A 25652-nucleotide genomic window follows, 5' to 3' on the forward strand; every position below is an offset into this window, starting at 1 on the left:
TTTTGGGCCGCATCGCGGCCATCTGCTGTGTCTATATAATATCGCATTTTTCCTCTTTTTTTAATGAACGCACTTGCTTTTTATTGCCTAAACTTGTCAAGCCTGTGGAAGCCTTACACGCATTGACGAAAGTGTGTGCCCGTTTTTGGTGGTTTTGACGGAAAGCCCGCTCTCCTCGCCGTACAGGATGCGGAGCCGCTGGTGCACGTTGCGGATGCCCAGGCTGGTGGAACCCACGCCGGCGGGCTGTTCCTCGCTGGTGAGCAGCACCCGGATGCGGGCCTCGGCATCCGGGGTGAGGGGCGAGTCGTTCTCCACCTCCAGGCTCATCCACTCCCCGCTCTCGCGGCGCGCGCGGATCACGATCACCCCATGCTGCTTGTTGCCCACCCCATGCTCCACCGCGTTTTCCAGGATGGGCTGCATCACCAGGCGCGGCACCTCCATCTCCAAAAGGCTCTCGTCGATCTCGCGCTCCACCGTAAGGCGGCGGCCCAGCCGGTGCCCGATGATGGTGAGGTAGGCGTTCACATAGTGCAGTTCCTCCGACAGGCGGATGGTGGAGCGGTGGCTGCGGTCCATGGTGGCCTCCAGAATGGTGGACAGCGCCTCCAGCATCATGCTGACCTTCACATCCCCCGCAAGCCGGGCCTCCCAGTTGATGACCTCCAAGGTATTGCCCAAAAAGTGCGGGTTGATCTGGCTTTGCAGCGCCATGATCCGGGCGTCCCGCAGGGCCAGCTCCTCCCGGTAGATGCGCTCGAACTGATTTTGCAGCTGGCCGCTCATGCGGTTGAACTGCCCGCCCAGGTATTCCAGCTCGGCGCTGCCCATTTTCCGCTCCTCCACCTGCACGCCGAACTCGCCCTGCTCAATGCGGTTCGAGGCCGCGGTGAGCAGGTTCACCGGCCGGTTGATCTTGCGGTGGAAAAACACGAACACGCTGGTCATCAGCGGGATCAGCAGCAGCGCAATGGCCCCCAGCGTGCGGAAGTAGGGCGCGCTCTGCGAGAGCAGGCCGGTCATATCGGCCTCCACCACATAGGTGAGGGTAAACCGGTCGGCGGTCTGGCGGCCGTAAATCCAGGCAAAGTCGGGCTTGCCCTCCACCCGGGCCACCTCGATCTCCCCCGCCGCGTCGTAGTCAAACGCCGGGGGCGAGATCGCCTCGCCCGTTACAAAGCGGCAGCCGCGCTCCTGCCCGGCGCCGCCCTGGCGCGCGCCGTCTTCCAGGGCTCCCTGCACGCCGGCCATACCCCGCGTTTCCACCGTGATCACTGCGCCCCGGTTCCACCCCTGCTCGATCAGGTTGCCCAGCTGCAGGATGTCCGGTTCCAGCTCCAGCGTGAGCGCGGCAATGGGCTGCGCGCCGTTGAAAATGCACCGGGTCAGGTAAACGCGGCCTTCCACGTTCAAAAACGCGATATGCCCTTCCAACGAATCGGTCAGCGCCAGCACCTGGCCCTGCACCTTTTCCAGATAAAATTCGTGATCCTTATATTGGCCCCGGTTGATCAGCCCCTGGTCGTAGTAATAGACGGTCTTGTCCACCCCTGAAAGAAACTGCACATTGGAGTAGCGCACCAGGGCATGGTTGCGGTACTGGTTGCGCAGGTAGGTGTTGATCGCCTGGTATAATTCGCTGTCGCTGGCGCCCAGGCCGCCGTCCTGGCTGGACATATAGCGCAGCCAGGCCTGCTTGATCTCGCCGGTGTAGGTGGCCGAGATGCTCTGGTTGACCACCTGTTCCAGCTGCACCCCGCTGATGCCGGCCTGGTTTTCCACCGTTGAGGCAATCACCTGCGACACCTTTTCATACATGTTCCGGTTCAGATAGTACCCCGAAAGGCAAAGCAGCAGCACCAGCGGCAGCACCCAACACCCCAGCACCAGGGCCACCAGGCTCCACCGCAGCGAGATGCGCTTCCGTTTTTCTTTCATAAAACCCCTCCCCGGGCAGGCGTATTTTGCTTTATTATAACACAGTCCGCCGCGCCCCGGGCACTAAAAAGCGGGGGCGCACGTTTTGTGCGCCCCCGCTTTTGGCTGTTTGCTGTCACAGGCCCAGGAACTGCTGCATGCAGTCGGCCTCGGCGTCGGCCTCCCGCATGGTGGGCATCTCGCAGAAGATGCGCAGCAAAGGCTCGGTGCCCGAGAAGCGGGCGATGATCCACCCGCCGTTCGCAAAATAGACCTTGCAGCCGTCCTGATAGCTCACCCGGTCCACCTCATGGGCAAAGGTGGGCAGCAGTTTATCCTCCAGCAGCTGGGTGTAGATCTCGGCCTTTTTGGCCTGGCTGAAACGGTAGTCCCGCTCGGCCATCTCACAGCGGCCGTACTGCTGCTCAATCTCCTGCCACAGCTGGCTCAGGCTGCGGCCGGTTTTGGCCACCATTTCCACCAGCAGGCTGCCGGCATAAATGCCGTCCTTGCCCTGGATGTGCCCCCGCACGGTCAGGCCGCCGCTGCTCTCGCCGCCAATGATGGCCCCGGTCTCCAGCATTTTGCCGGATACATATTTAAAGCCCACCGGCACCTCGTAGCACTGCTCGCCAAAGGAGGCGGCGATGCGGTCCAGCAGATGGGTGGTGGCGATGTTGCGCACCGCGCTGCCCTTCCAGCCCTTATATTTCAGCAGGTAGTAATACAGCAGCACCAGGATCTTGTTGGGGTGTAAAAACTCACCCGTGTCGTCGATCACGCCCAGCCGATCCGCGTCGCCGTCGGTGGCGATGCCCAGGTCACAGTGATGCTCGATCACAAAGTTGATCAGGCCCGCCAGGGTCTTTTCGCTGGGGGCGGGCAGCCGCCCTCCAAACAGCGCGTCCCGCCGCTCGTGAATGACCTCCACCCCGCACCGGGCGGTCAGCAGGATGGTCTGCAATGCCGTCTGCGACACGCCGTACATGGGATCCAGGGCAATGTGCAGCCCCGCCTCGCGGATGGCCTTCATGTCCACCGCTTCCATAATATTGTCGATGTATTCGTTCATGGGGTCGATGTACTCCACCAGCCCCTGGGCCAGCGCCTCGGGCAGTTCCACGATGGGGCGCTCACGGGTCTCGGCCATGCGGATGTAGCCCTCCAGCTCGCTGGTGAACACCTCGTCCGCGTCGCGGCCGCCCTCCATAAACACCTTGATGCCGTTGTAAATGGCCGGGTTGTGGCTGGCGGTCACCGCCATGCCGTAGGGGAAGCCCTTGCCCGCCACGGTGAACATGACCAGGGGGGTGGGGCTGTCGCGGTGGATGATCGAGGTGTGTACCCCCGCCCCCGCAAAGGCCTCGGCCGCCCAGCCGGCGGCCTCCTGGCTCAAAAAGCGCCGGTCATAGCCGATCACAAAGCCCTTGCCGGCCACGCCGTCCTCCTTCATTTTGTAGGCCAGGGCCGCGGCCAAAAGCTGCACGTTCTCCCGGGTGAACTCATCCCCTATGACGGCGCGCCAGCCGCCGGTACCGAACTTGATCATTTCTGCTTGCCTCTTCTCGTTATGATGTAGGGCCCCCACCGGGGGCGTGTGCCGGCGCCGGGCGTTTCAGCCCAGCACCACCCGCACCTGGCACTCCGCGCCCGCGGGCTGTGCGGGCACCAGCTGGTCGGTCAGCTTTTCATCGTTCAGGTATACTTCCTTCACGCCCTTGCACACATGGCCGGGGTTCTCCACCCGGATGTGATACTCAGCGCCCCGGAAACGCCGCTGTACCGAAAAGCCGTCCCATCCTGCGGGGATGCAGGGGTCGATGCGCAGGCCGTCGAAATCCGGCATGATGCCCAGCATGTAGCGTGTGGCGGCCACATAGCTCCAGCCGCCGGAACCGGTCATAAAGGGGTGATGCGCCTCCCCGTATTTGGTGTGATCCCTGCCGCTGATGAACTGGCAGTAGCTGTATGGCTCGGCCTTGCGGATCTCGATCATATCGTTCTGGTTGTAGGGGCACAGCGCGTTGTAGAACTTCATGGCCCGGTCGCCGCGGCCAAGGCGGCACTCGGCCGCCCACGCCCAAGGGTTGGGGTGGCTGAACACCGAGCCGTTTTCCTTCAGGCCCTTGTAGACCCGGGTCACAAAGCCGATGTCGTCGTCCGGCTTCGAGTAGGCCGGCGCGTTCAGCATCAGGCCGTAGGGGGTGTAAAGATACTCATCCACCGCATCCATGGCCGAGATCCCGCGCTCATAGCCCGCCGCGCCCGAGAGCACCGCCCAGGTGTTGGACTCCATGTGCACCTTGCCCTCAGCGTCCGCATCGGTGCCAATGGGCCGCCCGCTTTTGGTGTAGCCCCGCAGGTACCATTTGCCGTCCCACAATTGATCCTCGCACACGGCGATCACCTTTTTGCGCAGTTCGGTGTATTTCTCCACATCCTCGCTGCGGCCCAGGCGCTGCGCCAGCTCAATAAAATTGCCCAGGGCCCACACGTGCAGAAAGCTCACCATGGCGCTCTCGCCGCCACCCAGGTTCAGGCAGTCGTTCCAGTCGGCCCGCAGGCCCTGGCATACCCCGTGCGCGCCCACCATGCGGGCTGAAAAATCCAGGATGGTCTTCATGTGGTCGTAAACCGTGTCCTCCCCGCCGTCGGCATAGCTCACCTTTTGATCCACAAAGTCCAGATCGCCCAGCTCCTTTACCGAGTCCACGATGGTGGATACCAGCCACAGCGCGTCGTCCGAGCAGGCGTCCTTCAGGCCGTGGATCATGCTGGCCTTATCCGGCGTGGGCACCACGGTGGGGCTTTTGAAGCTCTGCTGTTTTTGGGGCTCGAACCATTCCGGTTCAAACAGGTGCAGGCCGTAGCCCTCGCTCACCAGGCCCTTGAGCAGCTGCATGATCCGCTGGCGGCATTTTTCGGGGTTGGAGTGCAGCACGGTCATGGCGTCCTGGCTGGTGTCGCGGTAACCAAGGCCGGTGCGGCCGCCCACCTCGATAAAGCTGGCAAAGCGGCTGAACATCACGTTCACCTCGCTCTGGTACAGGGTCCAGATGTTGATCATGGTGTTCATGGCTTCGCTGGGGGTGTCGATCTGCAGCGCCGCGCACTTTTTGTCCCACAGGGCGCGCAGGGCAGCCATGGCCTCATCCCGTGCGGCGTCTGCCAAAAACTTCTGCCGCACCGCAAGGCCTGCCTCGCGCCGCCCCTCGCCCAGGAAAAAGGCAAACCTGCGGTTTGCGCCCGCTTCCAGCTCCCACTGCTTGTGCAGCCCGCAGCACTGGTTGCCGCCCAGCTCGGTGTGGCCGCCCAGCCGCCCGCGCTCCACCCCAATGGGATCCGACTCGGTGCGGTAGGGGCCGATGAATTCGTCCCGCAGGGTCTCAAAGCTGTCCGGCTCAAAGGTGGAGGCGAAATACTGAAAACCGTCCTCCTCGTAGAACAGGTCCTGCTCGATCACCCCGCCCGCATAGCTGGAGCCCGCGGCGTAAAGGCTCATCTGGAAATTGCGGTTGTCCATATCAATGTGGTGGTAGGCAAGCTCCGCGTAGCTGAACACGCTGATGGTGCGGGGCCTGCCGGACAGGTTCTCCAGCTTTATATCCCACACCTCCACCGGCGTGCCAATGGGGATGTACATGGTCTGGCTGGCCTTGATGCCGTTATACTCGCACTCGTACACCGTGTAGCTCATGCCGTGGCGGCAGGTGTATTTCGCCTCGTCCAGGGGCTTTGCCACAGGCTGCCAGCTCACCGACCAGTATTCGCCGGTCTCGTCGTCCCGCAGGTAAACATAATGCCCGGGCCGGTCCATAGGCACGGCGTTTGCCCGGAACCGGGTGATGCGGTGGTATTCAGCGCTTTTGTAAAACAGATAGCCGCCGGCGGTGTGGTTCAGCACGGCGCACATATCCTCGGTGCCCAGGTAGTTGGTCCAACTGGTGGGCAGGTCTACCCGGTCGATCACATATTCGCGCTTTTCATTGTCAAAATGACCGTATTGCATGTTGTATGTGCACGCTCCTTTTATGTTTGGCCGGCGCCGGGCGCGGGGCTTTTCCGGCGGCTCCACATAGTTTTCTAGCTTTCATTGTACCCTGTGCCGCCCGGTTTGCACAGGGCAGGGCTTGGCTTATCTTTGTTATTTTTGCTCCCTGCCCGGCGCCCTCCTAAACTCCATCTTTCGCCACAGCGGGGCGGAGCGTTTTCCCCGCTCCGCCCCGCTTTAGCCAACAAAGCCCCGGCGGTCTTGATGCTGACATCAAAACCGCCGGGGCCCTGTTTTAAGCAGGGTCGTTTCCCCACAGGGGCTCCACCTGCTCTTTTATAAATTCGATCCTGTCCTTTGCCCTGGGGGCGAAAATGGATGCGATGGCCACCACCATCCCGCGCGCGGGATCCACATAAATGGCATTTCCGCCGTCTCCCATGGCCGCATAGGCTCGCCCTCCGCCAACGCCCGCCCACCACAGGTACCCATAGGCAAGGTCCCTCTGCTTCCACCGGGCGTGCTCCGAGGTGCTCCGGGCGACCCACCCTTCCGATACGATGCGCGCCCCGTTCCACATGCCGCCGTTTAAAAGCAGCTGCCCCAGCTTTGCCATGTCCGCCGCCGAGAGGGTGAGCCCCCAGGCAGCCGCATTCATTCCTTGAGGGTCCGCCGCCCAGCCGCTGATGTTTGTGGCCCGGTTAAAAGCCATCTGCTCTTCCTTGCTGCCGAAAACGATGCTCTTTTCCACCTCGATGCCCAGCGGCGCAAACAGATTTTCTTTTGCAAATTCCAGCACCCGCCGCCCCGTCGCCCTCACCAGGATCCCCGACAGGATGTCCGGCCCGATCAGCGGCGCATAGCGGAATCTCCCCACCTTTCTGCCCTCGCCCACCAGCCCCAGCGAAAACTCCACCCAGTCGTCGCTGGTAAAATATTGTTTGTACGGTGCAAGCCTGTATTTGTAGGGCACGGTCATCGTGAGCAGGTTTTCCAGTGTCACCTCGCGCAAGCTGCCGTTTCTTGCCGCGGCTTCGGGGAAGAAGTCGGCCACCTTCTGATCCACGCTCCGGATATGCCCCCGGTCGATGGCGATGCCCACCAGCACCGAGACAACGCTCTTGGTCACCGAGAACACATGCAGCCTGCTGGCCTCGCTGCAACCGCCAAAATACCTCTCCCACACGGTCTCGCCGTCTTTTCTCACCACGATCCCGGCAATGTTCGAATAGTCCCTTCGGATCGTGTCCTCCAGCTGTGTGATTTTTTCTTTTTCCATCTTTCGTTCTCCCTTTCCGGTTCATTGCACGGGTCAGCCCTTCCGCGCGGCCTTTTTGACCGGGCAGTACACCTCCGTCACATTGTCTTTTTCGTCGGCCGCCTGGGTGGGGTCGGTCACATACACCTCGTACAAAGCGCCCACGCACTTATACCCCTCTTTTTCCGCCCACTCAAGCTGCTTTGTGTACACCGAGGGAAGCTGCGTATAGGCCCCCCGCACCACCGTTTTCAAGCACAGCCCCGGGCAAAAATCTCTCGTTCCCGTCACGTACTCCCGCACCGGCACCGCAAATTCCGTATCCAGCCCGGCAGGGGTGTGCTCCGCGCTGTGAAAGAGCACCATCGGGGGCGCCGCCATGGTCAGTTTTTCGGCCGCGATCTTTCGGAACAGCCTGCCGAAGCACCCTGCATATTCCGTGGGATATTCCTCGGTCCGCACCCTTTTCCTCACCGACAGCAGCCGCATCGCGGGCACGTCGGCAAGCTGGACCCGGATCTTTTCCATATAGGCCATAATGGCTTTCCCCTGCGCCAGGGCCTGCATATCGCCGTCCAGTTGTTCCAGAACGCTCTGGCAGGCGCGCACCCTTTTTTCCAACTGCTCTTTCTTTTGCAGCAGGGCGGGATAAAGGGCGCCGTCCCCCGCGTCCCTTGCCTTCAGCAGCTCCCGGATCTCCTCCAGCGAGAAAGAGTACGCTTTCATGCGGTTTATAAACAGCATTGTTTCCAGCTGCTCCATGGCATAATAGCGGTATCCGCTCTCTGGGTTCACCAGGCTGGGCGCCAGCAGCCCGATCTCAGCGTAATAGCGCAGCGTCTTGGCCGACACCCTGCACAGATTCGAAAACTCCCCGATCGACAACATGCCGCCGCCTCCCTTCTATCCTGTAGTATAAACGTTGCCGCAAGGGCAAAGTCAAGCCGGTTTTTGTGCAAAAGGGCGCGTTTCTTAAAAGGGCCCGCCCGCATTGTGTTTTAAATTGACAGATATCATTTTTCACTTTACAATGGTGTCATACGCTTATATCTCCCGGCTGCGGCCACGCGCCCGAACGCCAAAATAAATTTTCAGGAGGATGCGGGATGCATTATTGCACAAAATGCGGCTGTCCCCTGCAAGACACCATGCGCTTTTGCCCCCGATGCGGTCTAAAGGCATACACACCGCAGGCTGGCCCCACCGCCGCTTCCCGCCCGGCAAACACAAGGGGGCCCGGACCTTGACGCGGCCAGCGGGGCTTCGCCCGTTTCCAGCGAGGCGCTGGGCCCGGACCTTGGCGCGGCCGGCAGGGCTTCGCCCATTTCCGGCGAGGCGCTGGGCCCGGACCTTGACGCGGCCGGCAGGGCTTCGCCCATTTCCAGCGAGGCACTGGGCCCGGACCTTGGCGTGCCGAAGCCGGCACACAAGTTGCGCGGCCTTTTGCTCACCATCCTTTTTTGGGTGCTTCTTCTGCCCCTCGCTGCCATTGTTGCCGTTGCAAAAAGCCCCAAGCTCAAAACGCCGGTCAAGCTTTTCCTCATCGCCCTCATCACCGGGGCCACCTTCCTCCTTTGCACGCCAAAGCAGGGTTCGCCCGCCTCCGGCGCAGCCGGCGCCGGCGCTTCGGCCGCCTCGCCCCCCAGCAGCGTGGCCAGCGCTTCCTCCAGTTTCCCGGCACAGTCCGCCCTGCCGGCCAAGGCTTTGTTTTCTATATACAATTTCCAATAAAGCCCTGCGGCTGGATTTTATAAATACCTGCGAACAGATCGGAATGGACCCCGAAAATGAAAGCAAAGGCGCGTTTCGGCAAAAAGCGGCATGGCCCCGGGGCCATGCCGCTTTTTTTAAATCATAGCCGCCTTTTTGCGGGCGGCGCGCTTTTTTACAAAATCCAGCTTCACCAGCGGAAAATGCTCTTGATGAACAGCAGCCCCACGATCACCGGCAGCACATAGGTCACATACCCCCGGATCCAGCCGGGCACCTTCAGGCCCTTGCCCTGGTTTGCCTCGGCCTGGTAATTTTTGAAGCCCCAGCCCACCCGGCTGATGCAGAAAAACAGGTAAACCAGGCTGCCGCCGGGCAGCAGGATGTTGCTCACCAGATAGTCCTCCAGGTCCAGCACCGTGCTGCCCGTGCCCAGGGGCGCAAAGCCGGACCACAGGTTATACCCCAACACACAGGGCAGCGAGATGGCCGCCACCACCAGCCCGTTCACCAGCGCCGCTTTTTTTCGGCTCCAGCCGGTGGCGTCCATGGTGCAGGCCAGAATGTTTTCAAACACCGCCACAATGGTGGAAAACGCCGCAAAGCTCATGAACAAAAAGAACAGGCTGCCCCACACCCTGCCGCCCTTCATGGCGTTGAACACGTTGGGCAGGGTGATAAAGATCAGTGGGGGGCCGCTGTCCGCCGGAACATTGTAGGCAAAACACGCCGGGAAGATGATCAACCCGCTCACAAACGCCACAAAGGTGTCCAGCAGGGCGATGTTCACGCTCTCGCCCAGCAGGCTGCGCTGCCGGCCCAGGTAGCTGCCAAAGATCAGCATGGCGCCGATCCCCAGGCTCAGGGTAAAAAAGCTCTGGTTCAGGGCCGCCACCACCACGTTCAGTGTGGCTTTCAGGGTCTCCATCGGGGTGTCCTTCACCATCACCGAAAAGTCCGGCACCAGGTAAAAGCGCGCCCCCTCGGTGCCGCCCGGCAAAAACAGGCTGTTTACCGCCAGCACCACCATGATCACCAGCAGCGCCACCATCATCCACTTGGTGATGCGTTCCACGCCCCTTTGCAGGCCCAGGGAACACACCGCAAAGCCGGCCGCCACCACGATCAGCATCCACAGGCCCATGGTGCCCGGCTGGCCCAGCATCCTGTTGAAGGCGCCGCCCACCCCCGCGGTGTCCAGCCCCGACAGCTCGCCCCGCACAAAGCGGTAGAAATAATACAGCATCCAGCCCGCCACCGTGGTGTAAAAGGCCATCAGCACATAGTTGCCCAGCATGGCCACCTTGCCGTGCCAGTGCCATTTGGTGCCCTTGGGCTCCAGCTCCTGGTAGGCCATAACGCAGCTTTTTTTGCTGGCGCGGCCAATGGCAAACTCCATGGTCAGCACCGGCACACCCACCGCCGCCAAAAACAGCAGATACAGCAGCACAAACGCGCCGCCGCCGTTCTGCCCCACCACATAGGGGAAGCGCCACACATTGCCGATGCCGATGGCGCACCCGGCGCTGAGCAGCAAAAAGCCCAGGCGCGAGCCGAAGGTCTCTCTTTTCATGATCCGCAATTTCCTCACGATCCGCCGGGCCGGCGCCGCCTTCCCGTGCGTCTTTTTCTGCACTTTAACGCAGTGCTCCTCTATTATAACGAAACACGCTGCACCGCGCAAGCATCAAACCGCCGCATTTTTGCAAAAAGCAGCAGGAAGGCCGCTTTTACCTTCGCCCTTTCCTCCACGGGGCCCCCGGCCCTCCCACCGATCGGCCTTCAGCACAAAGCCCCCCGGAAGCTGTGCGCTTCCGGGGGGCTGCTGTTAAAAGTTGCGCTTGCTCACGTTCATGTCCACATTGTTCGGAATGCCGGGCACCCGCCCGGAGCTGGTGTACTGCCAGATGTCGTAATTGTAATCAAAGGTCAGGTTGTCCCGGTACTGGGCGATCCAGATGCTGTACTGGCTGATGTTGGCGATGTTCAACTGGTTGTAGAACCAGGAGGCATAACTGTATACGCCCGCCCGGTAGCCCGCATTTTGGATGGTCTCGCAGAACGCCACCGCGTTGGCGGTGCGCTGGTTGCGGCTGATGTTGTCGGCCCGGCCGGTATCGCCCGCCACCTTTTCGGTGTCGAAGTAGATGGGGTAGCTGATGTTGTAGCCGCTGCACAGGCGCAGCACCATGCTGGCCTCCTCCACGGCCTCGACCTCGTTCACCGCCTGGCTGTAGAAATACAGGCCCACCTTCAGGCCCGCCGCGGTGGCGCCCCGGATGTTCTGGCGGAAGGTGGGGTCCTCCACCAGCGCGCCCGTGCCGTAGCCCCGGTAGCCCACCCGGATGATGGCAAAGTCAATGCCCGAGGCCTTGACCTGGCTCCAGTTGATGTTGCCCTGGTATTTGGACACATCCACACCCTTGTACTTGCCGGAAACGACCACCTCGCCCTCAAACTTGCCGTTGCCGTCGAACTTGTAGCGCACGCCGGCGATCACCTTCTCACCGGTGACCTTTTTGTGGGTGCTGGGGTCATAATACGCCTGCTTGTCGCTCTTGCTGGGGTACCAGCCGCTGTACAGGTTCTCCACCACCACCGTGCTGGCGGTCAGCATAAACCCGCTTTGCGCCACAACCGTCCTCTGCGCCTCGTCGTACAGCTGCAGGGTGTCCGGCTGGGGGGTGGTTCCCGGCGTAGGCGCCGGGCTCGCCGTGGGACTCGGCGTCGGGGTAGCGGTGGGGGCCGGGGTAGGCTCGGCCGTGGGCTCCGGCGTGGGCTCAGCCGTAGGCTCGGCGGTTGGCACCGGCGTGGGCTCGGCCGTGGGCTCCGGGGTGGGAATCTCGGTGGGGGGCACAGGGCTCTCCACATTGCTGGCAGAGGACGAGCCGCTCTCGGCCTCATCCGCATAGGCTGTGGGGAAGAACAGGCTGGCCAGGCTGAAGCCCATCACGCCGCCCACGCTGGCGGGCGCCGTTTTGTCCAGGGTGGCCTTTACCGCAAACTTGTTGCCGTTTACGTCGGTCTTTTGATCCGCCTCAGCCACATAGTAGTTACTGCGGCTGCCGTCGGCGTTTTTCAGGTACCACTTGCCGTTCTGCTGGATAAAATTCGTGGCGTTCAGCAGGTAAACATTGGCGTTCACCGGTTCCACTTTGCTGTCGTTGTAATCGTAATCGTTTTTGGTGGGCTGGTCCTTGGTTGGGTCGAAATCGCTGCTGGTCTGGTCGTCGATGACCTTGTTGTCGTTCACGATATCGCCCGCGCCCACCTCGCTCTCGGTCTTGATCTTGTCCTTCACGGCCTCGGTGTCGGCCTTGTAGGTGACCTTTTCGGTCACCGAGGCCGTGGCGGGGCCGGGCACCACGTACCCCTCGCGCTCGGTCACGGTGATGGTGTAATCCCCCACCGCCGCCTCCTTGATCAGCAAAGTGCCGGTCTTGGGGTCGATGTTGTAGGTGGTGATCTCTTTTTGCGGTTTGGACGAGGACGCTCCGGAAGAAGAACCCGCTTTGCTGTTGCTCTTCTTCGGGGCCGTGTACTTGAGCGTTACCTCAAAATCCTCGCCCAGCACCGGCGCGCCGGTCTCGGCATCCATTATTGTGATGCCCAGGCTCTGCTGCACGGCGGTGGCCTCCAGTGCAAGCTGCACGGGGGCCGGGGTGGCCGTCGGCTCCGGCGTGGGGCTGGCCGTGGGGCTCAGGGTGGGCGCAGCCGTGGCGGCCAGGCTCGCGCTGCCGGGCTGGGAAGCGCTGTTCGCCCCCGCGTTTGCCGCGGTCACTGCAATGCCCGCCCCGGTGCCGACCACCAGGACCACCGCGCAGCACACTGCCAGAATGGCCTTGTACAGGGGCACCCGGGCCAGCCGGCTGGGCGAAAAATATCGGGAAAGGTCTTTTTTGTTCATATGTACTGATCCTCCGGGTCAATGCACCAAAGCAGAAGTCAAAAAAGCGCAAAACAGCGCTGTATAAGCGGTTTTAGTATATCACAGCGAGTATAAAAAGGACAGGGTTTTCCAGTATTTTTCACAAAAAGATAAAAAAGCGGGGCAAAATTTACGGTTTTGCCCCGCTTTTATTACAAGCCTGAAACAACTCGGTTACAAGGGCGGCTGCCCGGCCTGCGCCGCCGCTCCGTACCGCGCCACTAAAAGATCCACGCAGGCGCCATAGCTGGCCAGCCCCAGCGCCTGGCCGTATCCCTGCAAAAATTCCTCATAGCCGCCCTGCACCAGGGTGGTGACCGGCGAGCGGAAGGCGTCCCAATAGGCATTGTTCTGCCGGATATCCGCCCGGCAGCCTTCGTCCAGCTCGTCCCATATCTCCTGCCAGGCCTCCGGGTCGGCGGAATAAAGCGCGCTGGACAGGTGCGAGTAGCCGAACAGCCACCCGGAATATCGGTAGACCGGGTCCTCAGAGGTCAGGCAGGCGGCAATGCCCAAAAAGTTCGCCTCCTGCTCGGGCGCCACCCCCCGCTGATGCGCCATCTCGTGGGCCACCGTGACCGGCAGATACACCCCGGGGCAGTGCACATTCAGGGTGCTCTCGCCAAGGTAGGGGAACAAATACCCCGTAAAGCCCGCCGCGCTCATGAACCAGGAATAAACCGCGGGCTTGGGGGTCCGGTCCGGCCCCTGCAAAAAGGGCCATTCCCGCACCAGCGGGTCATAAATGCCCTGTGCACCGGCAAGAATGGCCGCCGTATCCCCCTCAAAGCAGCCGTCTGCGCCGCGCTGCACCCCGGCCGCCGTGCGGGAAGCGCCCTGGGCAAACCACCGGGTGGTTGCCGCCAGCGCTTCCCCGCTCACCGGCGCGGGCTCGAGGCCGCTCTTTTGCGAAAAACCTGTGCCGTAATAGTGCACCCCCCAAAGGGCGCAAACGCCCGCGTAGCCCCACACCACCAGGGCCGCCAGGCTGATCAGCCTCCGCCCCAGCACGCGCCGCCCCTCCAGCTGTTTTTGCACCGTGCGCACGGCCATAAAGATCAGCCACAGGCCCAGCGCCGTGCACAGCGCCTCGCACAGCGAAAAGGGCAGCGGGTCCGCCGCCGCGCCCCAAAACCGCTTCCAGGGGGCGGCCGCATAGCGGATAAACCAGTCCATGCAGGCGGTGCTGCCCCGGGTGGCCCAGAACAGGCACAGCGCGGCTCCGCCAGCCAGCAGCGCGCCCACAGGGCCCTTGTTTTCGCGCAGATACCGCTTTGCGCGCAGCCATTGCAGCCTTTTCCAGGAAAGATGCACCCTGCCGCCCCCGTTCGTTTCGTTTCTTTTTATTCTACCATTATAATAAATTTTTCGTCCGGCGTAAACAGCCTCTTGCAAAGCACCGGCATAATATAGTACACTAAAGTTATAACGCACGCAAGTGCTGTGTTGGGAGGAAATCATGTTACAGGAACTGAAGAAGCAAAGCCTCAAGCGGGTGCTTCCCGCCGTGATCCTGCTGGCGGTGTTCGCCGCCGTCTGTCTGGCCCTGGGCGGCGCCGGCATGGTGGACCTGGTCAGGGGCCCGGACTGGCTGTACGACTATTACGGCGAGGATCTGGAAGGCCGCTATGTGGAGGCCGACGTCTACGTGGTGTACGACTGGTACGCCGAGACCACCAGCCGCCGCGAGGGCAGCAGTGTCGAGACCACCAAAAGCCGGGATTTCATCATCGACGCCAACGACATGGAATACATCGCGCTGGAGGTCCCGGCAGCGGATCTCAAACGGGTGGAGCAGCAGATGTACGACAGTTGGGATTACCTGGACGATGTCACCGATGACCTCACCACCTACTACCACATCGAGGGCACCGTGGAGCGCATGGACGCCGAGACCCTGGGCCTTTACACCGAGTTTCTGGCCGACGGCGGCACCCTGGACGACGCGTTCCTGCCCTACATCATCCGGCAGGGCAAGGTGCACGGCATGGATAAGGCTTTCTCGGTGTCCATGTGCGTCATCGGTCTGGCCCTGCTGGTGTGGCTGGCGGTGCTGCTGATCAAGGCGCTCACCGGCGGCTACCAGAAATCCATCAAGCGCCGTGCGCTGGCCCAGGGGGACCTGCCCCTCTTGGAAGAGTTCTACATTGCCGCCGAGCCGCTGCACGGCGTGCGCAGCGACGGGCGCTGGGTGCTGTTCAACCAGGGCCCCAAAACCATTCTTCTGGACGCGCCAAACGTGCTGTGGGCCTATGTGCACCGGCTTACCCACCGCACCAACGGCATCAAGACCGGCACCACCTGGTCGGTGCAGCTGCGCACCGGCGACCGCAAGGTGTACACGCTCGGCGCCAAAAACGAGGAGCAGGCCCGCGAGCTCCTGCAAATGCTCGCCGCCAGCATGCCCCACCTGGTCACCGGCTACAGCGACGCGCTGAACCGCCTGTTCAGCCAGGACCCGGCGCGCTTTGCCACCATCCCCACCGACACAGCCCTTCAGCAGGAGCTGTTCGGCTGAGCCTGCCCAAAACAAAAACCTGCCGCAAACCGAAAGGATCGCGGCAGGTTTTCTTGTTGAATGCGCTCTGTCAACGCTTTAGATGTGCCGTAATTGCACTTGAACGGAGGGGTAATCTCCCCGCATGGGGGGCAAAACCAAACCGGCGCTCATAAGCGCCGCGCCTGTATACCGCCCACCCTGTTCATCCGTGTACACGCCGGTCGGCTCCAGTCCCCTCAATTTCACATAGAGGACCGGCGGGTTTGCGATGGGCTCCCGTACCACAATTGTAACGAGCGAAATGCATCGATCCTCCGAAACCACCTGCCATGCCGCAAACCAGTGATTTTTCCGGGGGTCTGTCAAGCGATGATATTCCCCCAATTGGTGAATGGCCCATTGTTCCTTGAATTGTGCGATCTGCCGTTTTATCTGCCGCTTTTCCTGCGCATCCAGCCGCGTCAGGTCCATCTCATAGCCAAAGCTGCCGGCCATGGCAACAAGCCCTCTCGTTGTCAGCGGTGTTGTCCGCCCAGTCTGGTGATTGGGGCAGACCGAAACATGGCTGCCCATTGTTTTCATTGCAAACCCAAACGAGTTTCCGTATTGGATTGCAAGCCGGTCGATCGCGTCGGTATTGTCGCTGGCCCACACCTGGGGCGAATAATATAGCATCCCCGCATCGTATCGTCCCCCGCCGCTGGCGCAGCTCTCGATCAGCAGCTCCGGAAAGGCCTGTACCAGCCGCTCCAGCAGCGCGTACACCCCCAGAATATACCGGTGCCAAACCTCGCCCTGGCGGTGCGCAGGCAGCTCATCACTGTACGCATTTGTGATGCTCCGGTTCATATCCCATTTGATATATGCAAGATCTGCTTCGCGGATGATCTTTGCCATGCAGTCAAACAAATAGTCCTGCACGGCGGCAAGGCCCATGTTCAGCACGCACTGGCTGCGGCTGGTCGCATTCGCCCGGCCCGGCATCTTCAGGCACCACGCGGGGTGCTCATCCATTAAAAGGCTTGCGGGGCTTACCATTTCCGGTTCAAACCACAGCCCGAACTCAAGGCCCATGCCGCGCAGTCGTCGGCCAAGGCAGCCCAGGCCGCCTTTCAGCTTTTCGGTGTTTGCAAACCAGTCCCCCAGGCTGGTGGTGTCGCTGTTTCGCCTGCCAAACCAGCCATCGTCCAAAACAAGCATTTCAATGCCCACTTCCTTGGCAGCTTCAGCCAGGGCCAACAGTTTCTCAGTATCAAAATCAAAATAGGTGGCTTCCCAGTTGTTCACAAGGACCGGGCAGCGTTTCGTTTTATACGGCCCGCGCACCAAGTGCCGAAGCTGGAAGCGGTGGAGTTTATTCGACATTTCCGCCAAACCGTTTGTGCTGTAACAAATCAGAACTTCCGGGGCTTGAAATGCTTCCCCTGCTTTTAACTCCCAGCTAAAGGTCTGCGGGTCGATCCCCATTACAAAGCGTGAGGAATCGGTTTGATCCACCTCCACCTGGGCCATAAAACTGCCGCTGTATACCAGCGAGAACGCGCAGCACGCACCGCTGGTTTCCGTGGCGCCGGCGTCACACAAGATCACAAAAGGGTTGTGGTGAGGGCTCGAAGCACCGCGGGCGCTTTCGACCCGGATCTTGCCGTGGCGCAGAGCCGTTCGCTCCAAATTGCGCTCTCCCATATGGCGGCCATAAAAAGTGATCACATCCTTTTGAACCGGCAGCGGGTCGTCCAGGCACATGGAAAGCGCCCGATCCAACATGAGCGTGTGGGCGCCCTGGTTGCTGACTCTCGCAGCGCGGGCAAGGATATCATATTCTTCGAAGACGGAATATTGCAGCGTGACGCAAACGCCGCTTACAGCGTCCTCCAAATCGATCTCCAGTGTATCCACCTGTTCCGGATCACCATAAGAAGCGGGCAGCCCGGCAAGCGCCTTTTTGCCCTTATAAATGCGATGTTCACTGTATCTCAGGTCCGCGGCAACGCTGCCGTCCGCATTGCGCACATCCAGGCAGCTTTCCCGGAAGTCTCCCACGCCAAACGTGGAATACTCCTGCGGCAGAGTATCCACTGAAAGGGTCCGGTCCCCCTCTGCGTCCGGCGGGTTGGCGGCAAAACCGCGGTCCTGCGGCTGTATGAGAAAAGATAGGTTCTGCCCTTCTATCCGGTCGCCGTAGTAGCAATGCAATAAATAGCGGTGGCTTTCCACGACCATTTGATAGGTGGACGTTTTTGTGTGCAGCGTAAAAGTTTTATCTCTTTCGTTGTACTGGATGCTCATACTATCCTCTTTCCGCAAAAATGGGGCAGGAGCAGGCTCCTGCCCCAAAGCGTCAATTATTCAATGGGCGTTGCAGCGATCTCCACACGATCGATATCAGGGGCATACCCATCCGGGTTATAAAAACGCAGCGTATTGCTGCCTGCCGGAAGAGATAAAAGAATCTCCTTGTACTCCACGGTGTCAAAACCGCCGCTGTCAAAACAAATGGCGCTGACCGGGGCGCCGCCGTTGGCGGATACCATTACCGTGCGGTTATCACCTGTGCCGTAGTAGATCCGCAGCAGGTAGGTTCCGTCCGCAGCTGTTTTGATATTGCTCAGCGTAAGCTCTCCGTCCAGGCCAACGTAGCTGACCTTTTTGCCGCCGGAGAAGTTTGCCGAATTTGCAACACGCGCCTGGCCGGAAAGTGTCCCACTCTCCGCCTCAACAGCTGTATAGCTTACAGGCTCGAATGCACGGATCGCGATGCGGTCCACGTCCGGCGCGTAGGCCGTGCCTCCAAATTTCAGAGAGTTCGCACCGTCATTAAAATCAACATAAAAGCGCGCGCACCGCAAGGTATGGTAACTGCCGGTACCAGGCAGCTCCAGCACCTGCTCCTCGCCGTCATTTACCCAATAGGAAATGTTTCGCGCCTCGCCGGAAGCATAATACAACTTTACCTCGTAGGTTCCTGCGCCGGCTGCCGAAAGTCCCCTGAATGTAACGGAGCTTTTCCTTGCGCCGCCTAAATTGCCGATTTTTTGGCCGCCAAAACAGTTGGCGTCCACCACACGGCTTGCTTGGCCGGTCAATGTGTTTTGAGTGGATTCTGCCTCGTAATAGGCATACCGAGGATCATCTTCAAGCGTTATCGAATAGGGCTCATTGGTAAACAGAATAGCGCAGCCGCCGGCAGAAGCAAGATCAAGCGTCAGCGTGGAAGAAGAATTTACCGGCTGGCTGCCGACCTCCATAATGCTGGGATCCGGGGAATCCTTGTAAATATATGCAGTATGGCCGCCGTTCAGGAAACTGCAATCGATGGTGATGGTGCGGGCCGCATTGGAAATTGCGCCCAAATACCACTCGGAGCCTTTTCTGCGGGCGATCACCGCATAGTCGCCGGGGAAAGCATCTAAAACGCGCATCTCATCCCACGTTACAGGCACCTTATTCAGGAAGTTCTTCCCCCGCCATGCCTCATAGCTATCGATCGAGTCGGCAAAATGCTGCATGCCGGACTCAAAAACAACGGATAATGCCAATTGGTGTGCATGAGTGGTGTTGAGGTTGGAGTTGCTGATCACCGTTGGCGTAAAATCCATCGGCCCAATCACGTTGCGGGTAAACGGCAAGGTCGAATTCTGATACGCAGTGGAATATCCGCTCCACTTGTAATGCTCAGAACCCCTTACTGCCTCAGTGGTAGTCACATGCGGCCATGTGCGGATCTCGCCGCCGGGCTTGGTCGATCCGTGAAAATTGACCAGCATATGAAGCTCGGCACATTTTTCGGCAATCAGCTGATAGGTTTCCATCCGCATTTGGGAATCGTTCATCATGAAATCGACCTTGACGCCGGCCACGCCCCAGGAGGCCCACCTGGCCAATTTTTCGTCCACTTCCTGCTGCGTATCAATGGCGCCCACATCGGTCCAAATAACGATATCCACATTTTTTGCAGCGGCTTCCTTACAAAGCTGGGCGACCCAAGAATCATCCCAACCTGCATCTACAGTAACAAACTCCCATCCGTTCTCAGCTGCAAAATCCACATAATCCCGCTGGCGCTCAAACCATTGCGGAGAGCGCTCTTCCGACCACCAGGACCAGGCCGCTTTGCCGGTTTTGATCCAACTGGTATCCGTCATCGCGGCAGGCGGATTCAAATTTGTAACAAGCACAGAATTGGCAAGGTCGTTCAGATTATCCGTAATAATGGCCACGCGATACGGGGTCTCCACCGGATAAGTGGCAGTGATCGGCGAGGTCTGCTCCGGTGCAAACGCCACTTTCATCACTTCCCCGGCCGAGCCATCCAAATGGGAGGTGCAGTAGCTGCCGCTGGCATTGTAAACATTGCCTTCGGTCAACAGCATCCAGTATTTATTGTTTTTGATCGAGGCGAGCACGGGCATGGCAAAATTCGCATTTGCGAAAGCAGAGGGAGAACGGTAGGTATACAACCCCTCATAATCATTGCGCCAGTCAAATGCCCATCCGCCGGTATTATTGGGCAAATTAAACTCGGATCTCTCTTCATAAATTGTCGCAGTTCCTTCTCCCGGCAGATAATATCGGTACGCAACGCCGTCATCAAAGATGCGGAAATAGATCTTGCAAACACAGCCGTTCTTTTCCAGAACGATTTCCCGCTCATTGTAGTGGTTGCGATACACGCTCTTTTTGCCCTGCGGCAAAGAATAGCTTTCATCCAGAGAAGTTACTTGGGTCGATTTGATTTCCACCCCATTGGAAAAGTCCTCTTGATCCGTCAAGATCCCTAAGCGAGAGCTTTCCAAAACGTTTTCCCCGTTTTTGTCGATGGTATAGACCAGTTGGCCTGCTTCAGACAGCTCAAACCCCACCGAGAGGCTTCCGTCAGGAGATGTGACCGCTAAATCAGCAGCCGATACGGCTGTTTCAACCGAAATATTTTCATCGGGAACGACCGCCTGGTCGTTTTCCTCTTCCATGAACTCTTCCGTGGGCGATTCGGGGGGAGCCTTTTCAGTCGCTGCATCCGGCTCGCCTTCGGCAGGCACTTCTTCGGGAGTTTCACTTGCAGCATCCAAAACGGTTTCTCCCTCCTTGGACGGATCTTTGGAAACAGTTCCACTCGGACTGTCAGCTTCTTCCCGCAAAACGGTCGAACCGGGACCCGCGTTTTCCGTGGGCATGAATTCTTCCGCGCCGGCACTCATTGACAAAACGGACCCGAAAATGGTCAATGCGAGAAAAAGGCTTACAAATTTTTTCATGCAACATCCTTCTTTCTGACTTCATGCATTTTTCTCAAAGAACATCGGCAGCCATTTTTCGTTGGCGGCGATCAGCTCGTCACACATCGCGGCAATGGTGTCCATATCCAATTCAGACGCGGTGTGCGGGTCCAGAAAAGCTGCCTGGTACATATGCTCACGCTTGCCGGTCAGGGCAGCTTCGATCGCCAGCTCCTGCACATTGATGTTGGTGCGGTTCAAAGCCGCGCACTGCGGGGGAAGGGCTCCTATATGGCAAGGGTAGATTCCGGTGCCGTCCACAAGGCAGGGCACCTCTACACAGGCATTCTCGGGCAGGTTGGTGATGTATCCGTGATTGAGCACATTGGCGTGGATGCGGTACGGCGTGCCGGTAATGAGTGAGTCCAGAATGTACGAGGCAAACTCCTTGGTGCGGGTGTGCGTCACCTCCAGGTTATCCACCAATTCCTTTTTTGCCTGCTGCCAATATGCGGCCTGCGAGCGGCCCCAATCTTTATACATCAGGGTCTTGATCCCATACTGCTCCAGTTTTTCCGGGTATTTATCCTTAATGAAAAACGGCGTGTACTCGGCCGTGTGCTGCGAGGACTCCGTCACATAATAGCCAAAGCGCTTCATGATCTCATAGCGCACCATATCTTCGTGCCGCCCGGTCAGCCGGGCGGCGCGCTGTTTGATCTCCGGGTACAGGTCCTCGCCGTCCTTGGTGACCTCCAGCAGCCACGCCTGGTGGTTGATGCCGGCGATTTTATACTCCACGCCGGTCTCGTCCATTCCAATCACCCTCATCAGGTCTTTCGTGCAGGATTGCACGCTGTGGCACAGGCCAATGGTCTTGATGGAGCTGCAGCGCAGCATGGCGCCGGTAACAATGGCCATGGGGTTGGTATAGTTCAGCAGCCATGCGTTGGGGCAAAGCTCCTCCATATCCGCAGCGATGCCCTGCATTACGGGGATCGTGCGCAGGCCGCGCATGATCCCGCCGATCCCCAAAGTGTCGGCATACGTCTGCTTCAAACCGTATTTCAAAGGGATCTCAAAGTCGTTGATCACACAGGGGTCGTACCCGCCCACCTGGATGGCATTGATCACAAAGTCGGCCCCGGCCAAGGCCTCCCGCTGGTTTTCGTAGGCTTTCACGGTGGCCCTGTCCTGGTTCACGTTGTGATTCAGGTTTTTCAGCATCCCTTCCGCCAGATACAGCTTTTCCCTGTCGATGTCCAGCAGGGCAAACTCGCTGTCCCGCACAGAGGGCGTCATCATGCAGTCCCCGATCAGGTTTTTAACAAAAATGATGCTGCCTGCGCCGATAAATACAATTTTTTTCATGCTTTCATTACCCCTTTACGCCGCCCATGGTAAGGCCGGCGGCGAAATATTTTTGCAAAAACGGATAAACCACCAGCATTGGCAATGCGGCCACAAAGGTCTGCGCCGCCTTGGAGGTCCTGTCCGAGACCGTGCTCAAGGTCAAAATATCGGTCGTGCTCATCAGCGACATATCGCGGTTCACGATCACCGTCTGGAGATAACTTTGCAGCGGATAATGCTCCGGCCTGTTCATCAAAAGCAGACCCTCGAACCAGGAGTTCCAGTGGTTCACGGTGCAGAACAAGGTCAGTGTGGCAATGGCCGGCAGCGAGAGCGGCACAACGATCTGCGCCAGAATGCGAAGGTACGAGGCGCCGTCCACCCGCGCCGCTTCTTCGATCTCGGTCGGCAGCTGCCGAAAAAAGTTCAGCAGAATGATAACATTGTATACCGGCACGGCCCCCGGAAGGATCAGGGCCCAAAAGTTGTCGATCAGCCCCACCTTGGAAATCGTCATGTAATAGGGGATCAAGCCGCCGCTGAACAGCATGGTGATAAAAAAGAACCACACATAAAACTGCCGGGCGCGAAACTGCGCTCTCGTTTTGGACAAAGGATACGCCGCAAGGATCGTCAGCAGCATATTGACCGGCACCCCCACCAATACCCGTTTTACCGACACCCAAAACGACTGCATAAATTCGGGTTTTGCCGTCACAAAATTATACGACTCGAACGTAAAATCCACAGGCCAAAAGCGCACTGCGCCCGACCCCGCCGCCGCGCTGGAACTCAGCGAGATGGCAAGGATATTGAAGATGGGCAAAATGCAGATCAGGGCCGCAAACGCAAGAATGAGATAATTGAATATTGTAAACAACTTGCGCTGCCAGGGGTACCGCCGGAATGCGCGAAGATTTCCTCTCATAATAACCTCTCCTTAGAACACCCTATACCCGCTGACCTTGCCTGCGAACCAATACGAGAACGACACCAGCACCAGCGACACCGCAGATTTAAACAGCCCCACGGCAGTTGCCACGCCATACTGTGCATCGATCATGCCAAGGCGGTATACCAAGGTATCCAGAATATCGCCGGTGGAATATACCTGCGGGCTGTACAGGTTATAGATCTGCTCAAAGCTCAGGTTCAGCACGCCGCCCAGGTTCAGGATCAGCATCAAGGCCGCCATGGGCAGCAGCGCGCTCAGCGTGATATGAAGCGTCTGCTGCCAGCGCCCGGCCCCGTCCACCTCGGCAGCTTCATACAAAGCAGGATCGATGCCGGAGATCGTGGCCAAATACACAATGGTGCCAAACCCAAATTCCTTCCATGTTTCAGTCAGTGCCATCGTGTAGGGAAACACATCGGGGTCACCCAAAAAAAACACGGGTTCAAATCCCAACCTGGTGATAAACTCGTTCACTATACCAGTTGAAGGCGATAAAATATCGATGAAAATACCGCTCAAAATGACCCACGACAAAAAATGCGGAAAGTACACCATGGTCTGGATCACTTTTTTCACCGGCGAAATGCGGATCTCATTTAAAAGGATCGCGACCAGCATGGGGACGATCACACCAAGCGCCAGTTTCATTCCGGCAATAAAAAAGGTGTTGAATACCACCTTGTCAATATCCGGGATGTTTAACAGATACCTGAAATTCTCCAGTCCAATAAATTTTGAACCGAAAATGCCCTTCTTGGGGGAAAACTTCTGAAAGGCCATAACGATCCCCATCATAGGCCCATAGGAGAAAACGCCTACCAGGATCACGGCGGGCAGCAGCATTAAATGGAACGGCAGCTCACGGCGCAGCGCCGATCGCCTGAGTTTCAATTTCTTGTTCATCTCATCACCTGAAGTTTCATAGAGCCATTCTGAATAAGGTTTTTCGCATAAAGCAACAAAAACTGCGCGGGGAAACGGCCAGTTTCCCCGCGCTCCGTCCTATTACCGCTGGGCCAACCACTCGTTTACTTCGTCCGTGATCTGCCGGCCGCCAAGGTTCATCCAGTTTTCCACATAGGCGTCGAACTCATCGATGTCGGCACTCCCGGTAATGATCTTTGTGAATGTCTCCAGCTGCAGCTTTTGAAGGGTAGCGTTTTTCTCAGCCATGCCATCCGTGGGGGCGCCGTAATAATTGTCGGTGATCACATTGCCGCCCGCAACGTACTCATTGATCACGGCCAGGCCGCCGGTGGGTCCATACATCATGTAGTTGCCCCACAGTGCAAGGTCGCCGCTCTCCTCATAGCTTTTGCAGCCTTCGTAATAGTTGGTCTGCTCCGCATTCAACCCGCTGGCGTCGCCGCTCTCCAGCGCTGCCACCACCGCCTGCTGCGCGTCCAGGTTCTTCATGGGAGGCTCGCCGTAGGAGTATGCATAGTTGAACACCGCCAGGCTGTCGGGGGTCGAGTTGTACACTTCGGGCTGCGCGGTTTCGCCGAACATCTTTTCCAACACCAGATTGTACATTTTGATCGCTGCTTCCGGGTTCTCGCAATCTTTGTTCACAACCGTGTAGTAGGTGGTGGCGAAAGGCGCCATCGCTTTTGCGGGAGCCCCGTCGATGGACTGGATGGGCACCGCGACCCAATCGATGCTGGGATCGTTCATTTTGCCGTCCTGCAGCCAGCCGCTGGCGCAGGTCCAAAAATAGCCGTAAAACATACCGACCTTGCCGGCGTTCACATTCTCGCTCACCTTAACGGCATCTTTTACGCCAAATTCCGGGTCGATCACGCCCTCGGCGTACAGCTTCTGCAGCTCGGCCAGTGCCTCTTTCATCTCAGGCTGCACACCGCCGTAAACCATCTTTCCGGCCTCATCGGTCACCCAGATGCTGGGATATGCGTGGTAAGCGTTGAAGAAGCCGTCCAACACCGCGTAAGCCAGGTTGTTCTCGGCGATCAGGCCCTTATTCACACCCAAACCGTATGTATCGTCTTTTCCATTGCCGTCCGGGTCCTGGGAGGCGAACGCGCGGGCAATTTCCAAAACGTCCTGCATGGTCTTGGGTGTCTCCAATCCCAAAGCCTTCAGCCAGTCGGCGCGCACCCACAGAACTTCGCAGGAACCATAGCCGGACTGGATGTGGGGCAGGCCATAAAGCTTGCCTCCAATGGTGGCGGACTCCATGGCGCTGCCGCCGTCCTCATGCAGGACCTGATCGGTGTACGGGGCGGCAAAATCGGCATAGGCCTGCGTCAGGTCGGCCAGCTGATCATCTTCCACCATGCGCTTAAGCTGCGCGGCATCGACCCACATCAAATCGGGCAGATCGTCGGAAGCAGAAGAGACGTTCAGCTTTTGCGTGTATTCGGATTGGGGCGTGGTCCAGGCATATTCCAGCTTGATGCCCAAAGTGTCGGCATATTCTCTGGACCACACATTGTTCTCCAGGCTCTCACCCTCCTGAAATTCAATGCCGTCCTGCAGGTAACGGACCGCCGTCAGGGTGATGGGCTCTTCATATTTGCCAAAGGGGTCTTTATTCGCCTGCGTTTCCACTGTGCTCTGGGCAGCAGAGCCCGCAGAAGCAGGGCTGGAAGCCGGGGTATTGCCGCAGCCGGCCAAGCTGGCCAGCATCACAACAGCCAGCCCCCATGCGGCAGCTTGCTTTTTCATAGTCGAATTCCTCCTTGCGTTTATATGGGCGGTCAACGGATGCGCATCTTATCCTTCCCTTTGTGTGTATTTTCTCACACATTTTATTTTTCGTAAATGACAAAAGGATAGGTCTTACTTGACGATTTTCAACCTG

17 protein-coding genes are annotated in these 25652 nt (G+C 58.9%); 3 read left to right on the top strand and 14 right to left on the bottom strand.

All coding sequences use genetic code 11. The annotated features are described in order from the left end of the window. Positions 1-96: 96 nt before the first annotated feature. The 5 genes from ACMLHZ_RS04030 to ACMLHZ_RS04050 all read right to left on the bottom strand — a co-directional run bounded on the left by ACMLHZ_RS04030 (position 97) and on the right by ACMLHZ_RS04050 (position 8057). Complete coding sequence (locus tag ACMLHZ_RS04030) at positions 97-1941, bottom strand: sensor histidine kinase (RefSeq protein ID WP_418666514.1); 1845 nt, start codon at positions 1939-1941, stop codon at positions 97-99. A gap of 115 nt (positions 1942-2056) precedes the next feature. Further along, a complete protein-coding gene (locus ACMLHZ_RS04035) occupies positions 2057-3469 on the bottom strand; it encodes a phosphoglucomutase/phosphomannomutase family protein (RefSeq protein WP_418666515.1) in 1413 nt (470 codons plus the stop codon). 66 nt (positions 3470-3535) lie between these two features. Continuing rightward, positions 3536-5929, bottom strand: a complete 2394-nt coding sequence (locus ACMLHZ_RS04040; RefSeq protein ID WP_418666516.1) for a GH36-type glycosyl hydrolase domain-containing protein — start codon at positions 5927-5929, stop codon at positions 3536-3538. A gap of 277 nt (positions 5930-6206) precedes the next feature. Continuing rightward, positions 6207-7190 carry a serine hydrolase domain-containing protein gene (locus ACMLHZ_RS04045; protein ID WP_418666517.1) on the bottom strand — a complete coding sequence of 328 codons (984 nt, stop codon included), beginning with the start codon at positions 7188-7190 and terminating at the stop codon, positions 6207-6209. A 33-nt stretch (positions 7191-7223) separates the two neighbouring features. Then, a complete protein-coding gene (locus ACMLHZ_RS04050) occupies positions 7224-8057 on the bottom strand; it encodes a MerR family transcriptional regulator (RefSeq protein WP_418666518.1) in 834 nt (277 codons plus the stop codon). 218 nt (positions 8058-8275) lie between these two features. On the opposite strand from ACMLHZ_RS04050, the gene ACMLHZ_RS04055 reads away from it, so the two are divergent. Further along, positions 8276-8416 carry a zinc-ribbon domain-containing protein gene (locus tag ACMLHZ_RS04055; RefSeq protein ID WP_418666519.1) on the top strand — a complete coding sequence of 47 codons (141 nt, stop codon included), beginning with the start codon at positions 8276-8278 and terminating at the stop codon, positions 8414-8416. Between the two features lie 184 nt (positions 8417-8600). Next, positions 8601-8900, top strand: a complete 300-nt coding sequence (locus ACMLHZ_RS04060; RefSeq protein ID WP_418666520.1) for a hypothetical protein — start codon at positions 8601-8603, stop codon at positions 8898-8900. 169 nt (positions 8901-9069) lie between these two features. Here ACMLHZ_RS04060 and ACMLHZ_RS04065 read toward each other — a convergent pair whose 3' ends face one another. The 3 genes from ACMLHZ_RS04065 to ACMLHZ_RS04075 form a co-directional block, all read right to left on the bottom strand. Then, positions 9070-10452: a sodium-dependent transporter gene (locus ACMLHZ_RS04065; RefSeq protein WP_418666521.1), complete on the bottom strand. Its 1383-nt coding sequence runs from the start codon at positions 10450-10452 to the stop codon at positions 9070-9072. A gap of 255 nt (positions 10453-10707) precedes the next feature. Beyond that, entirely contained in the window at positions 10708-12786 is a 2079-nt protein-coding gene (locus tag ACMLHZ_RS04070; protein WP_418666522.1) for a glycoside hydrolase family 25 protein, read from the bottom strand. A gap of 195 nt (positions 12787-12981) precedes the next feature. Next, positions 12982-14121, bottom strand: coding sequence for a DUF3810 domain-containing protein (locus ACMLHZ_RS04075; protein WP_418666523.1), 1140 nt, complete (start codon positions 14119-14121; stop codon positions 12982-12984). 145 nt (positions 14122-14266) lie between these two features. On the opposite strand from ACMLHZ_RS04075, the gene ACMLHZ_RS04080 reads away from it, so the two are divergent. Next, complete coding sequence (locus ACMLHZ_RS04080; protein WP_418666524.1) at positions 14267-15325, top strand: DUF6709 family protein; 1059 nt, start codon at positions 14267-14269, stop codon at positions 15323-15325. Between the two features lie 78 nt (positions 15326-15403). On the opposite strand, the gene ACMLHZ_RS04085 is transcribed toward ACMLHZ_RS04080, so the two are convergent. The 6 genes from ACMLHZ_RS04085 to ACMLHZ_RS04110 all read right to left on the bottom strand — a co-directional run bounded on the left by ACMLHZ_RS04085 (position 15404) and on the right by ACMLHZ_RS04110 (position 25516). After that, a complete protein-coding gene (locus ACMLHZ_RS04085) occupies positions 15404-17596 on the bottom strand; it encodes an alpha-galactosidase (RefSeq protein ID WP_418666525.1) in 2193 nt (730 codons plus the stop codon). Between the two features lie 56 nt (positions 17597-17652). Then, positions 17653-20562: a glycoside hydrolase family 97 catalytic domain-containing protein gene (locus ACMLHZ_RS04090; RefSeq protein ID WP_418666526.1), complete on the bottom strand. Its 2910-nt coding sequence runs from the start codon at positions 20560-20562 to the stop codon at positions 17653-17655. Positions 20563-20583: 21 nt separating this feature from the next. Next, entirely contained in the window at positions 20584-21894 is a 1311-nt protein-coding gene (locus ACMLHZ_RS04095) for an alpha-glucosidase/alpha-galactosidase (protein WP_418666527.1), read from the bottom strand. A 7-nt stretch (positions 21895-21901) separates the two neighbouring features. Further along, entirely contained in the window at positions 21902-22804 is a 903-nt protein-coding gene (locus ACMLHZ_RS04100; RefSeq protein WP_418666528.1) for a carbohydrate ABC transporter permease, read from the bottom strand. Between the two features lie 12 nt (positions 22805-22816). Then, complete coding sequence (locus ACMLHZ_RS04105; RefSeq protein ID WP_418666529.1) at positions 22817-23734, bottom strand: ABC transporter permease; 918 nt, start codon at positions 23732-23734, stop codon at positions 22817-22819. 102 nt (positions 23735-23836) lie between these two features. Beyond that, positions 23837-25516 carry an extracellular solute-binding protein gene (locus tag ACMLHZ_RS04110; RefSeq protein WP_418666530.1) on the bottom strand — a complete coding sequence of 560 codons (1680 nt, stop codon included), beginning with the start codon at positions 25514-25516 and terminating at the stop codon, positions 23837-23839. Positions 25517-25652 lie beyond the last annotated feature (136 nt).

This window comes from Allofournierella sp. (assembly GCF_048388525.1).
In the GTDB taxonomy this organism is placed as follows: Bacteria; Bacillota; Clostridia; order Oscillospirales; family Ruminococcaceae; genus BQOK01.